The sequence below is a fragment of the Rhodopseudomonas palustris genome (assembly GCF_013415845.1).
GTDB classification, from domain to species: domain Bacteria; phylum Pseudomonadota; class Alphaproteobacteria; order Rhizobiales; family Xanthobacteraceae; genus Rhodopseudomonas; species Rhodopseudomonas palustris_F.
The window spans coordinates 4,780,275-4,792,539 of the sequence record NZ_CP058907.1; the positions used below are offsets into that span (position 1 = coordinate 4,780,275).

The following is a 12,265-nucleotide window of genomic DNA, read 5'->3' on the forward strand; positions in this document are numbered from 1 at the left end:
CCCGCCTGCGGGGAGAGGTTCGGTCGTGCTCGGGGAGAGGTTTAGGCGAATGCGAGTCTGATCGTGATGCTAATTGGCCCGCGGCGCGGGCGGAGCGCCGGCTGGTTTGACAGCGGCCGGCTGGGCTGCGGCCTGGGGCTGGCGGCCGACCACCACGGTGAGCAGGCCGTTCGACCACAGCCGCTGTGCGACGCGCTTGGCATCTGCCAGCGTCACCGCGTTGACCACTTCGCTGCGCTTGTCGATGTAATCGATCGGCAGGCCGTCGTTCTGATACTGCAGCAGCGCCTGCGCCAGCTTGGCCGAGGTGTCGAGCGACAGCATTTGCGAACCGTTGATGTAGGACTTCGCCTCGGCGAGTTCCTGCTCGCTCGGCCCCTGCTCGCCGATCCGCTTCACCTCGGCGGTGATGGCGTCGATCGTCTCGGTGGCACGGTCGGCGCGGGTACCGGTCGAGCCGATGAACAGCGCCGAATGCTGCATCCACAGCAGCTGCTCGTAGATCGAATACGCCAGCCCGCGCTTCTCACGCACTTCGCGGTACAGCCGCGACGACAGCGAACCGCCGCCGAGGATGTGATTGACCACATAGGCGGCCATGAAATCCGGATCGTCGCGCTTGATGCCTGGTCCGCCGAACATCACCACGGTCTGCGGCACGTCCAGCGTGACGTTGGTCCGCTGCGGCGGCTTGGCGGCGGCGACGTCCGGCACCGGCGTCAGCTGCGCCTTGGCCGGTAGGCTGCCGAAAGTGTCGTCGAGCAGCTTGGCGAGCGTGGCGGCGTCGACGTCACCGACCACCGCGATCTTCAGCGTATCCTTCGCCAGCACCCTGCCGACATAGGCATTCATGTCCTCGATCGTGACCTTGGGCAGGCTTTCCGGCGTGCCGGTCGAAGGCCGGCCATAGGGGTGATCGCCGAACGCAACCTCGAGAAACTTGCGGCTGGCGAGGTTGTTCGGATCGAGCGCCTGGCGACGCAGCGTCGACAACAGCTGCGCGCGGATCCGCTCGACGTCCTTCGGCTCGAACCGCGCCTGGGTCATCGAGGTGTGCAACAGACCGAACGCCTCGTTGCGGTCGTCCTTCAGCATCCGCAGCGAGCCGCGGAAGTAATCGCGAGTCACCGAGTAGGACAACTGAATGGCGCGGCGATCCAGCCGCTCATGGAACGTCGCCGAGTCCATGTCGCCGGAGCCTTCGTCGAGCAGGTTGGCGACCATGTGGCCGACGCCCGGCTTGTCGGCCGGATCCTGACTGGCGCCGCCGTCGAACGAGTACTCCATCGAGATCAGCGGCACGGTGGCGTCCTGCACGAACCACGCGACCAGACCGCCCGGCGTCACCAGCCGCTGGATCTTGGCGGCGGCATGAGACGGCACGGCCGACAGCGCGACGGCGAGGCCGACGCAGGCGGCGAGCGCGAGCCGCTGAGCAAAACCGGCGCGGGTCACGACGACAGCAGCGGTCACGCGCCGCGCCGACAACAGATCGATGCTCACGAGCGCTTCTCCTCCTGCTTGGCGGCGGGTCCGGTGACCAGATAGCCGGTCGCCGAGCGGTTGCGGTCGAGCCACTGCTTGGCGGCGGCACGCACATCATCGGACGTGACGGCGCGGATGCGGTCGGGCCAGCTCTGCACGTCCTGGACGCTGAGACCGGTGGTCAGCGCCTGGCCGTACCAGCGCGCCAGAGTCGCCTGATTGTCCTGCGCATAGACCGCGGCGGCGATCAGCTGGGTCTTGACGCGCTCCAGGTCCTCGGAGCGAACCGGGTTGGCGACGACGTCGGCGATCACTTCGTCGATCTTCTTCTCGATCGCCGCAAAATCGACACCCGGCTTCGGCGTGCCGGCGACGATGAAGTAGCTGTCGTCGAGCGCATTGCCCTGGTAGTTGGCCCCCACCGTGATCGCCAGCGGATTGTCGATCACCAGCGCGCGGTACAGATACGAATTGCTGCCATGGCCGAGCAGTTGCGCCAGCACTTCCAGCGCGGCGCTGTCGCCCTTGGCGCCGGTGTGGGCCGACGGCACCAGGTAATAGCGCCGCACCGCCGGTTGTTCGACGCGCGGATCGGCGAGCGTCACCGTGCGCGGCCCCGCCGGCGTCGGCTCCTGCGGGCGGATGCGCTGCGGCGGGATCGCCGGCTGCGGCGGGATCGTTCCATAGATCCGCTCGGCGAGCGGGCGAACCTCATCGGCCTCGATATCGCCGGCGATCACCAACGTGGCGTTGTTGGGCGCGTAGAACCGGCGATAGAACGCCAGGGCATCCTCACGATCGAGCTTGGCGATTTCCTGATGCCAGCCGATCACCGGCCGGCCGTAGGGATGGTTGAGATATAGCGCCGCCATGATCTGCTCGGTCAGCCGCGCGTCCGGATCGTTGGCGACCCGCATGTTGTACTCTTCGAGCACGACGTCGCGCTCCGGCAACACGTTCTCGTCCTTCAGCACCAGGCCGGTCATGCGATCGGCCTCGAACGTCATCATCTGTTCGAGGTGGGACCGCGGCACGCGCTGGAAGTAGCCGGTGAAGTCGTAGGAGGTGAACGCGTTCTCGTTACCGCCGATCTTCAGCACGGTCTGCGAGAACTCGCCGGCCGGATGCTTCTCGGTGCCCTTGAACATCAGATGTTCGAGGAAATGCGCCAGCCCCGACTTGCCGGGCGTCTCATCCGCGGAGCCGACCTTGTACCAGATCATCTGGGTCACCACCGGCGTACGGTGATCCGGAATCACCACCACCCGAAGTCCGTTCTGCAGCGTGAAGGTCGCGGGCGGCGCGGCAGTGACGGTCTGCGCCGCAGCGGGCGTTCCCACCACCACGGCGGCAAGGACGGCGAGCGCGGCGAGCGGGCGACGGCGCAAGACGGCGGATGCGGTCATATCAGGCATCATCCAGGCTGGAGGACGGATCAGGCCGAGCGCCTGTCCGAAGGCAAGGCGCAAGCCATCGGCAGCGGCACTGACGTGCACGCTTGTCGACGGAACGAGAGATGGGAATGCCGCGCGATGCGGCCGGCCGTGGTGAAGCGGGACGGACGGCAACCAGGCTCAATTGCTGGTTTCTTTGCCCGACATGATGTCCATCCGCTTGCTGCCGAGGGCTTCCTTCGGTCCGGTGCCGTAGGCGAAGTTCGGCGACGGCGTCTGGTAGCCGGACGGCGGCTGGGTCAGGTTCTCACGCGTCGGCTCGCTGGTGAAGGTCGCGGTTTCGGTCTTGCTGCCGCCGAACACGTTCCACAGTGAGCCGTTGAAGCCGAGCTGAGACGGGCTCAGCATCGGATTGTTCTGCTGGTTGCCGGGCTGCATCGGATCGTTGCCGCCCTTGGCGGCGTCGGCGCGGACCGATTTGAGCTGCGACGGCGTCAGCGGCTGGGCCGATTCCCACGGATTCGGCTTGGCCTTGGCTTCGGCTGCCTTGATTTCCTTGCGGCGCTGCAGATCGGCGTCCTTCGGCCAGTTCGGCGCCGGCGCGGCTGCGGCGGTGGCTTCCGGCGGCGGCAGTTCGAGCTTCGGCGGCACGACAAGCGGCGAGCGCTCGCGATAGTCGATGCCGGAATTGTCCATGTTGGTGGCGCCGATACCGGACATCAGACCCTTGATCACCTTCTCTTCGAAGGTGCTGTCGTCCTCGTCGTCCTGGGCGCGGGCCACACCTGCGGAGAGCACCAGCCCAATCCCGAGCGCGACGGCGGTCAGCCGGGCGGTGCGGAGCAGCGCGGCGGTGGACGTTTCCAGCTTCGGAAGGCGGCTGTCGGTCTGGCGCATGGCGTTGATCCTATTCACGTCTTGCGATCGGGCCGCAACCCGGAAGCAGGCCCAATTCCGCGCGGTCGGTATCGGCCGGGATCAGGGCGCTTTTGCGGCGGGTAGCCCTATCAGGGAGTCATACAGCAGGGCCGCCACCCCGACAACAATCGCCACGTCGGCGATGTTGAACACGTACCAATTGTAGATTTTACCGCCGATTTCAGCGTGAAGCAGGGCAAAATCGACCACCGCGCCATAGGCCAGCCGGTCGATCGCATTGCCGATCGCCCCGCCGATGATCAGACCGAGACCGATGGTCGCAAGCCTCGTGGTTGAGCGCGCCATCCAGATCGCCAGCGCCACGATCGCCACCGCCTTGAACGCCAGCATCAAGATCTGGCCTGTCGGTCCCTGCCCGGAAAACCAGCCGTAGGAGATCCCGGTGTTCCAGGCCAGCACCAGGTCGAAGAACGGCAGCACCTGCACCACGCCCTTCCGCGCCAGCTCGAACCCATACAGCAGCCAGAGCTTGGTGACCTGATCGAGCACCAGAGCGACGATGCCGGCGAGGACGCCGAGACGGGCGGGGGTCATGCGCATGAGCTCGCGGCACGACGAGGCGTCGTCCCCGCGCAGGCGGGGACCCATACGCCGTGTCGGTCATGTTGAGACGAGGCATCGGTCATCGGCTTGGCCTTGCCGCACTCACTGGCGTCAAGCCCGGCCATAACGGGCGTGGGTGAGGATGCACGCCGCTCAAGCCGCTGCGCCCCCCAGCGCCTTCCACTCCCGCAGCGCCTGGGCGTCGCGGGGGGAGACGTCGGGATATTCGGCGTCGGAACCGACGCTGGAGAGGATCTTCCAGGACCGTGCGCATTTGGTGCCCTGCGCCCGCTCGACCACCACGGCGACGTCGGCCAGCTCCGGCAGCCGGAAGGCGTCCGCCGGCGGCGTGTCGTTGCCGCGCAGGATCTCGACCATCGCGTTCGAGGTGATGCAGATCTCCGCCCAGTCGACGTCGAAGATATCGCCCATGAATGCTTCCGGCAGATAGATCATCGGCGAGGCTTCGAGCGACGATCCGATCCGCTTGGCGGCGCGTTCGACTTCCAGTGCGCCGGTGACGACGCGGCGCACCGCGCGGATCAGCGTCCATTTCTTCGCCAGCGCGTCGTCGCGATATTCGCCGAGGTCGAGCGGGAACAGCGTCAGGTGAACGCTCGGCTCGGCGTCGGGCCGGTACATGCTCCAGGCTTCGTCCGCGGTGAACGACAGCACCGGCGCCAGCCATTTCAGGATCGCATCGCAGATGATGTCGATCGTGGTCAGCGCCGCCTTGCGGGCCAGCGACGACGGCGGGTCGCAATACAGCGTGTCCTTGCGGATGTCGAAATAGAACGCCGACAGCTCGGTGTTCATGAACGCCGCGAGCGACGCCACCACGGTCTTGTAGTCGAACTCGGCGTAGGCGGCCCGCACCGTCGCACTCTGCTCGGCGAGCTGATGCAGCATCAACCGCTCCAGCTCCGGCATGTCGGCGAACGCCACCGCTTCGTCGCGCTTATAGTGATGCAGCGTGCCGAGCATCCAGCGGATCGAGTTGCGCAGCTTGCGATAGGTCTCGACCACGTTCTTGAGGATCTCGGGGCCGATGCGCTGATCGTCGGCGTAGTCGGTGGCGCACACCCACAGCCGCAGGATGTCGGCGCCGGACGACGCGATCACCTTGGCCGGATCGGTGGTGTTGCCGAGCGACTTCGACATCTTGCGGCCCTGCTCGTCGAGCGTGAAGCCGTGGGTCAGCACGACATCATAGGGCGCGCGGCCGCGGGTGCCGCAGCTCTCCAGCAGCGACGAATGGAACCAGCCGCGATGCTGGTCCGAGCCTTCGAGATACATCACCGTGTCGGCGCCGCCGTCGACCTTGCGGCGGATGCCGGCGAGGCCGGGGAAGTTCTGCGCGTCTTCGAGCACGAACGCATGGGTCGAACCGGAATCGAACCAGACGTCGAGAATGTCGTCGACCTTGCGCCAGCCTTCGGCCGCGCGATCGCCGAGGAAGCGCTCGGCGGCACCTTCGGCGTACCAGGCGTCGGCGCCTTCCTGCATGAAAGCTTCGGCGATGCGCTGGTTGACGATCTCGTCCTGCAGGATGTCGACCGAGCCGTCGCCCTTGTCCTTGATGAACACCGCGATCGGCACGCCCCAGGCGCGCTGCCGCGAGATCACCCAGTCGGGGCGGCCGGAGATCATGCCGTTGATGCGGTTCTGGCCGGCCGGCGGCACCCATTGGGTGACCGAGATCGCCTGCAGCGCGCGGGCCCGCAGCGTGTCGCCGGGTTTCGCCACACCGTCATCGACGATGTCCTTGTCCATCGCGATGAACCATTGCGGCGTGTTGCGGAAGATCACCGGCTTCTTCGAGCGCCACGAATGCGGATACTGGTGCTTCAGCTTGCCGCGCGCCAGCAGCGCGCCGCGCGCGATCAGGGCCTGGATCACCGCCTCGTTGGCGTCGCCCTTCTCGCCCTTGTCGTTGATCACCCGCTTGCCGGTGAACCCCGGCGCCTGCTCGGTGAGCGCGCCGTTCTCATCGACGGTGTAGGGAATGACCGACGAAATGCCGCGCGCTTCCAGAGCGCGGGCGTTGTGCATCCAGATATCGAAGTCCTCGCGGCCGTGGCCCGGCGCGGTGTGGACGAAGCCGGTGCCGGTGTCGTCGGTGACGTGATCACCGTCGAGCAGCGGCACGGTGAACTCATAACCGCCGGCGAGTCCCTGCAGCGGATGCGCGCACTCGCTTGCTTTCAGCACGTCGGCACCGACGTCCGAGACCTTCTCGTACGCCACGACGCGCGCCTGCTTGAACACACTCTCGGCGAGCCCATCGGCGAGGATCAGCAGGTCGCCGGTCTTGGCCCAATTATCAGCCGGCGCATCGGTGACTTTGTACAGGCCATAACCGATCTTCGACGAGAAGCTGATCGCGCGGTTGCCCGGCAGCGTCCAGGGCGTCGTGGTCCAGATCACGACGCTGGCGTCCTTGGTCGACGCATCGCCGGTCTTGACCGGAAACTTCACCCACACCGTATCCGAGGTGTAGTCCTCGTACTCGACCTCGGCCTCGGCGAGCGCGGTCTTCTCGACCACGCTCCACATCACCGGCTTACTGCCGCGATACAGCGTGCCGTTGGCGGCGAACTTCATCAGTTCGCGGGCGATCTGCGCCTCGGCGGCGTAGTTCATCGTGGCGTAGGGATGATCCCAGTCGCCGATCACGCCGAGCCGCTTGAACTCCTCGCGCTGCACGTTCAGCCATTTGTCGGCGTAGGCGCGGCACTCCTTGCGGAACGCGATGATCGCGGCCGAATCCTTGAAGTTCGGCTTCGGCTTGCCCTTGGAGCGGTAGTTCTCTTCCTCGATCTTCCACTCGATCGGCAGGCCGTGGCAGTCCCAGCCGGGCACGTAGTTGGAGTCGAACCCGAGCATCTGCTGGCTCTTGGTCACGACGTCCTTCAGGATCTTGTTCAGCGCATGCCCGATATGGATGTTGCCGTTGGCATAGGGCGGGCCGTCGTGCAGCACGAATTTGGCGCGGCCGCGGGCGCTTTCGCGCAGCTTGCCGTAGAGGTCCATCTCCTCCCAGCGCTTGAGCAGCTCCGGCTCGCGCTGCGGCAACCCGGCGCGCATCGGAAATTCCGTCTGCGGCAGGAAGAGCGTTTTGGAATAGTCGTTACCGCTCTGGGCGGCGTCGGTCTTGGGCTTGTCGGACATGGAAGCTCTGGGTCAAGAGGCGCTGACGCGATCGATCGCGATGATAGTGAGACGGGTCCCGGTCTTGCGCCGAACTCAAAGCTCAGGCGGAAGCCGGGCCGATAATGCTGATGATGGCGCGCCGTGCAGACATGCGGGCATTCATTAGCAGGCGGTCGCAGGATCGCAAAGCCCCGCGGCGGTCATCCTTGCGTCTGGCCGCCCTTCCCCAGCGGCTTGGCCGGGTTGCCGCCGACGATGGCATGGGGGGCGACGTCGCGGGTCACCACGCTGCCGGCACCGATCACGGCGCCGTCGCCGATGCTGATGCCGGGCAGGATGATGGCACCGCCGCCGATCCAGACGTCGTTGCCGATCGTCACCGGCCGGCCGAATTCCAGGCCATCGCGGCGGGTGGCGGCGTCGCGCGGGTGGTCGGCCGCATAGATCTGCACCGCCGGGCCGATCTGGGTGCGGTCGCCGATCCGGACCGGCATGATGTCCAGGATCACGCAGTTGAAATTGAGGAAGACGTTGTCGCCGACGAAGATGTTGTAGCCGCAGTCGCAGAAGAACGGCGGCCGCACCACCGCGCCCTTGCCGACATGGCCGAAATGCTCCGTCAGCAGCGCATGCCGCTCCGCCACCGGCTGCGCACCGGAAGCATTGTAGCGGGCGATCCAGGCCTTGTTGGCGGCCTCGTCGGCGGCGAGCTCCGGGCTGCCGGGGCGATACAGCTCGCCCGCCAGCATCTTTTCCTTCTCGGTCCGGTTCATCGCAGCGCGCCGAGCTTGGGGAACGCACCGTGGTCGGCGGCGAGTGCCGCGCGGGCGCGGGCGGAATCGTCGTCCATTTGCCGGATCAGCGCCTCGATGCTCTCGAACTTCTCCTCGTCGCGGATGAAGGCGATGAAGGCGACGTCGAGCGTCTCGCCGTACAGCGGCTCGTTGAAATCGAACACGAACACTTCGAGCAGCGGCGCGCCGTTGTCGAAGGTCGGCCGGCGGCCGAAATTCGCCACCGCGTCGTAGTGCCTACCGCCGCGGCCGACCCGCACCGCATAGATGCCGTGCTTCAGGCTGCATTGCGGATCGAGCCGGATATTGGCAGTGGGGTAGCCGAGGTCGCGGCCGCGCTTGTCGCCATGGATCACCTCGCCGGTGACAAACCACGGCCCACCGAGCATCTCGGTCGCGGCTGCGATGTGGCCCTCCTCCAGGCACTTGCGGATCGCGCTCGACGACACCGGATGGTCGCCGAAATCGACATGCGGCTGGACGTCGACCTCGATCCCGAGCGACGGCGCCTCGGCCACCAGCATCGACGGCGAGCCGCCGCGGCCCTTGCCGAAGTGGAAATCGTAGCCGATCGCGATGCCCTGCACCCCGAGCCGGCCGATCAGCTCATGCTGGATGAAATCATGCGCCGTGGTGGACGCGCGACGGGCGTCGAAGCTGAGGATCACTGCGCCATCGAGCCCGGTCCCCGCCAGCAGCCGTAGCTTGGCGGTCTCGTCGGTGAGCCGGAATTGCGGGACGTCGGGGCTGAAGAACTTGCGCGGATGCGGCTCGAACGTCACCGCCAGAGCGGGCGCCTTCTTGGTCCGCGCCATGTCCAGGCAGGCGCCGATCACGGCGCGATGGCCGCGGTGGACGCCGTCGAAATTGCCCATCGCCACCACCGCGCCCTTGGGGATCACGGCCGTCGGCGTATCGTCGCGGATTACGGCAAAGCCTGTCATTTGGGATTCAGTTCATCGCATTCAGGAGGGACCCGGACCGTGACGCGGAGCCGCGCGCGGTGTCAAGCCATCGTGCGGCCTGGGACACCTTCGGGGACTGCCTGAAGCGAGGCGCCGTGGGCTCAGCCGCCGCGCAGCGGCGGCACTTCGAGCTGGTCGCGGCGGCAGGCGCGGCGATCGATTTCCTCGCAGGCCCGGAATTGCAGATCCTTGCTCATGCAGATCCGCACTTCGCTGAGCCGCTTGCGGTCGCACATCACCGCAATCGCCGAGTTCGACAAGCCCGGATTGACCTTGATGAAGGCGGCCTCGACCTCGTCGGCCGTGACGGTGCGCGGCTCCTTGGCATCGATGAAATCCGGCGGGATCCGGACCGCGGCGCGGGCCTTGCGGATCTGCTCGAAATAGCTGCGCTGCGACAGCCCTGCGCAGGTGCCGTGCTTGTCCCACTCGTTGTAGATCAGCCCCGGCGCCGGCATCAGGTCGAGCATCGAGTCGACGATGCGGCGATCGAGCCGCGGCGCCGGACGCTCGCAATATTCGGGGAAGCCGCGCTCGTATTGCGGCCACAGCCCGTGCACCACGAAAGCGAACGGACGCCCGCCGCACTGCAGCTGCTGCGACCGGCCGCTGAGGCCGCGTTCGGACGCCTGCTCGCAATAAGACGGCGACCACGACAGCGCCAGTAAATAGAAATCGAACGCGCCGGGCGCATTCTGGCGACGGTCCTGAGCCTCGGCTCCGGCCGAGGTGAACAGAGCCCCGACCACCGCGCAGGCGGCGATCAGCGACCGTCGTCGACGTCGAAATCCAAGCATGTGACAGGGCCCTGCTGCTGGAGGTGCGAAAAGCCTACCAGGACTCAGGAACGTTTCAAGAACGCAAATGGTCGATGGCGCTGCGGTTCAGCGCGGCACGCCGCTCAGGGCTTGGCGGCCTTGCAGACCGGATTGAACGCCCAGTTGCGATCGACGCCGACGACGCAGAATTCGACGCCATCCACGAAGCCGGCCAGACCGCCGTCTTCGATGATCGAGAAGTACACCGGGTGGGTCTTGCCGTCGTTCAACAGCGCGTCGGCGGCACAAAAGCGGCGCGGAATGTTGTCGCTCTGCCAGGGGCGGAACGCGACGTCGCGGATCTTGGCATAGGCGGTGATGCGCAGATCCGAATTCCAGAAGTTGCCTTCCTTCTCGGCGAACTGGTGGGTGATCGACGGCAGCGCCGCTTCGCACGGCGGCAGGTTGCCGTCATAGCGCGGGCCCGACAGCCAGAAGTTCATCTCGAGCGGATTGGCCGCCTGAGCGGTGGGTGCCAGCGCGAACAGGCCGAGCAGGGCCGCGACCGCGGCGACGGGCGTTTTCAACGTCGAAATGAATCGCATGGCTCATCCACCGGAATTCGATGCGGCGGACGGTGCCGCGAAGCCATGCCGAGGTCAAGTGCGGGCCGGCCACACCTCGGCAGAACCCCACGCGGAACGCGGCCGTGTTCTTTCCATTCTCATGGCGGCGTTCTAGACTCGAATACATCGAGAGAGGGAGACGACGATGCGATTGATGGGGGCTGCCGGCTTGGCCGTTCTGGGTGCGGTGCTGGCGAGCACGGCGGCGCGCGCCGATTATGTGCCGCCGTTCAAGGGCAATGATACCGGCGGGATCATCTCCACCAATCTGATCGGCCATGCCGACGTCCGCGCCATGGCGGTCGATCACTGCGCCCGTTACGGCAAGGTGGTGAAGCTGCTCGGCGTGCAGGCCAATTACGGCGGCTACATCTCGTTCGCGTGCCGCTGGGTGCCGTATGGCGCCGACGAGCGGCCGCTGCGGACCAAGTACTGAGCCACGCCGATGAGGCTCCGCCGCGCCATCTGGCTGTGTGCGTTGCCGCTGCTGCTGCCCGCGGCGGCGGGGGCAATCGAGCTGCCGACCCGCAAGGCCGGCCTGTGGGAATTGAAGATGGCGCGGCCGGGTGGCGGCGCCGCATCCGACATCACCATCCTGCATTGCACCGATGAGGCGACCGACAAGCGGATGACCTCCTCGTTGCAGCCGATGGCGAACGAGACCTGCTCCAAGCAGGAGACCCAGAAGACCGCCACCGGCTACGTCACCGACTCGGTGTGCGACATCGCCGGCATGAACACCACGTCTCACGCCGTGGTCACCGGCGACTTCAATTCCGCCTATACGGTCGAGGTCACCTCGAACACCGACAAGCCGCTGCCGGGCCTGCCGAAAGAGGGCCACATGACGCTGCAGGCGAAGTGGCTGAGCCCGTGCAAGGAAGGCCAGAAGCCGGGCGACATCGTCATGCCGGGCGGTCTGAAGATGAACATCGTCGACATCGAAAAGCTCAAGGCGCTGCTGCTCAAGAGCAAATGAGACGACTTGCTCGGCCAATGGCCGAGCAAGTCGTGCGCAAAAGCCACACCCGGGCGGCCATTCGCGGCAGCTCCGTTGACAGTGCGGCGTCTTCCCGCAATGTTACTTTATAACATCGGCTGAGCGGGGACACGCCGCCGATGCGAGGGGCTTCGGCGGGCATGGATTGGGTGCGGACGAATATCCGGTGGGGCGCGCGGCTGGCGTTGATCGCGCTCGCCCTGCAGTTCGCCGCCGCGTTCGGTCACTTCCACGGCTTCGAACCGCCGACGCTACAGATTGCCCAGGCCGGCTCGGCCAATGGCCCAGCCGAACCTGATACCGACCATCACCATCCCGGTGCCGATCTCTGCGCCATCTGCGCGGTCGTCTCGATGGCGAGCCTGGCGCTGGCCGCGACACCGCCGGCGCTGCCACCGCAGCAGGCGCATTCCTTCCACTACCGCCTCGCCGTCCTCGACGACGCCGAACTGTCGTCACCGCCCGCCGGTTTTCAGCCGCGCGGCCCTCCTTTGTCCTGACCGCCGATCCCTTGTGAATGCCGCGCCAAGCCGGTCCCCGGCGGCGCGCGGACCAACGTGATCGATCTGCGTCGCCGCAGATCCCGGCTCCGCTGCGAGCCGGCAGTC

General features: G+C 66.5%; 12 protein-coding genes. 3 read left to right on the plus strand and 9 right to left on the minus strand.

Annotated features, from left to right (window positions below; translation table 11 throughout):
* Positions 1–69 precede the first annotated feature (69 nt).
* The 9 genes from HZF03_RS21890 to HZF03_RS21930 form a co-directional block, all read right to left on the minus strand.
* On the minus strand, positions 70–1,455 hold the full coding sequence (locus HZF03_RS21890) for a M16 family metallopeptidase (RefSeq protein ID WP_179906339.1): 1,386 nt from the start codon (positions 1,453–1,455) through the stop codon (positions 70–72).
* A 44-nt stretch (positions 1,456–1,499) separates the two neighbouring features.
* Complete coding sequence (locus HZF03_RS21895; protein WP_119017896.1) at positions 1,500–2,891, minus strand: M16 family metallopeptidase; 1,392 nt, start codon at positions 2,889–2,891, stop codon at positions 1,500–1,502.
* A 168-nt stretch (positions 2,892–3,059) separates the two neighbouring features.
* Complete coding sequence (locus tag HZF03_RS21900; protein WP_042441304.1) at positions 3,060–3,776, minus strand: hypothetical protein; 717 nt, start codon at positions 3,774–3,776, stop codon at positions 3,060–3,062.
* 81 nt (positions 3,777–3,857) lie between these two features.
* Positions 3,858–4,352, minus strand: a complete 495-nt coding sequence (lspA, locus tag HZF03_RS21905) for a signal peptidase II (RefSeq protein ID WP_119017897.1) — start codon at positions 4,350–4,352, stop codon at positions 3,858–3,860.
* A gap of 162 nt (positions 4,353–4,514) precedes the next feature.
* Entirely contained in the window at positions 4,515–7,532 is a 3,018-nt protein-coding gene (gene ileS, locus HZF03_RS21910) for an isoleucine--tRNA ligase (protein ID WP_119017891.1), read from the minus strand.
* A gap of 182 nt (positions 7,533–7,714) precedes the next feature.
* The gene (locus tag HZF03_RS21915) at positions 7,715–8,287 is read right to left on the minus strand and encodes a sugar O-acetyltransferase (protein WP_119017892.1); all 573 of its coding nucleotides are present in this window, start codon (positions 8,285–8,287) and stop codon (positions 7,715–7,717) included.
* Positions 8,284–9,252 carry a bifunctional riboflavin kinase/FAD synthetase gene (locus HZF03_RS21920; RefSeq protein ID WP_119017893.1) on the minus strand — a complete coding sequence of 323 codons (969 nt, stop codon included), beginning with the start codon at positions 9,250–9,252 and terminating at the stop codon, positions 8,284–8,286. Before HZF03_RS21920 ends, HZF03_RS21915 begins: the two co-directional genes overlap by 4 nt.
* A gap of 122 nt (positions 9,253–9,374) precedes the next feature.
* Positions 9,375–10,070: a ribonuclease T2 family protein gene (locus HZF03_RS21925; RefSeq protein ID WP_119017894.1), complete on the minus strand. Its 696-nt coding sequence runs from the start codon at positions 10,068–10,070 to the stop codon at positions 9,375–9,377.
* 104 nt (positions 10,071–10,174) lie between these two features.
* Positions 10,175–10,636, minus strand: a complete 462-nt coding sequence (locus HZF03_RS21930; RefSeq protein ID WP_011159915.1) for a hypothetical protein — start codon at positions 10,634–10,636, stop codon at positions 10,175–10,177.
* 166 nt (positions 10,637–10,802) lie between these two features.
* Between HZF03_RS21930 and HZF03_RS21935 the strand changes: the two genes are divergently transcribed.
* The 3 genes from HZF03_RS21935 (at position 10,803) to HZF03_RS21945 (ending at position 12,157) form a co-directional block, all read left to right on the plus strand.
* Positions 10,803–11,093: a hypothetical protein gene (locus HZF03_RS21935; RefSeq protein WP_012497579.1), complete on the plus strand. Its 291-nt coding sequence runs from the start codon at positions 10,803–10,805 to the stop codon at positions 11,091–11,093.
* A 9-nt stretch (positions 11,094–11,102) separates the two neighbouring features.
* Complete coding sequence (locus HZF03_RS21940; RefSeq protein WP_179906218.1) at positions 11,103–11,636, plus strand: DUF3617 domain-containing protein; 534 nt, start codon at positions 11,103–11,105, stop codon at positions 11,634–11,636.
* A 140-nt stretch (positions 11,637–11,776) separates the two neighbouring features.
* Positions 11,777–12,157, plus strand: coding sequence for a hypothetical protein (locus HZF03_RS21945; protein ID WP_104512921.1), 381 nt, complete (start codon positions 11,777–11,779; stop codon positions 12,155–12,157).
* The last annotated feature ends 108 nt before the right edge of the window (positions 12,158–12,265 follow it).

Bases quoted from the DNA above. Each gene is read 5' to 3' on its own strand.
- ileS (WP_119017891.1), bottom strand. From the start codon at position 7,532: ATGTCCGACAAGCCCAAGACCGACGCCGCCCAGAGCGGTAACGACTAT.
- HZF03_RS21915 (WP_119017892.1), bottom strand. From the start codon at position 8,287: ATGAACCGGACCGAGAAGGAAAAGATGCTGGCGGGCGAGCTGTATCGC.
- HZF03_RS21945 (WP_104512921.1), top strand. From the start codon at position 11,777: ATGCGAGGGGCTTCGGCGGGCATGGATTGGGTGCGGACGAATATCCGG.
- HZF03_RS21930 (WP_011159915.1), bottom strand. From the start codon at position 10,636: ATGCGATTCATTTCGACGTTGAAAACGCCCGTCGCCGCGGTCGCGGCC.
- HZF03_RS21935 (WP_012497579.1), top strand. From the start codon at position 10,803: ATGCGATTGATGGGGGCTGCCGGCTTGGCCGTTCTGGGTGCGGTGCTG.
- lspA (WP_119017897.1), bottom strand. From the start codon at position 4,352: ATGACCCCCGCCCGTCTCGGCGTCCTCGCCGGCATCGTCGCTCTGGTG.
- HZF03_RS21895 (WP_119017896.1), bottom strand. From the start codon at position 2,891: ATGACCGCATCCGCCGTCTTGCGCCGTCGCCCGCTCGCCGCGCTCGCC.
- HZF03_RS21940 (WP_179906218.1), top strand. From the start codon at position 11,103: ATGAGGCTCCGCCGCGCCATCTGGCTGTGTGCGTTGCCGCTGCTGCTG.
- HZF03_RS21925 (WP_119017894.1), bottom strand. From the start codon at position 10,070: ATGCTTGGATTTCGACGTCGACGACGGTCGCTGATCGCCGCCTGCGCG.
- HZF03_RS21900 (WP_042441304.1), bottom strand. From the start codon at position 3,776: ATGCGCCAGACCGACAGCCGCCTTCCGAAGCTGGAAACGTCCACCGCC.
- HZF03_RS21920 (WP_119017893.1), bottom strand. From the start codon at position 9,252: ATGACAGGCTTTGCCGTAATCCGCGACGATACGCCGACGGCCGTGATC.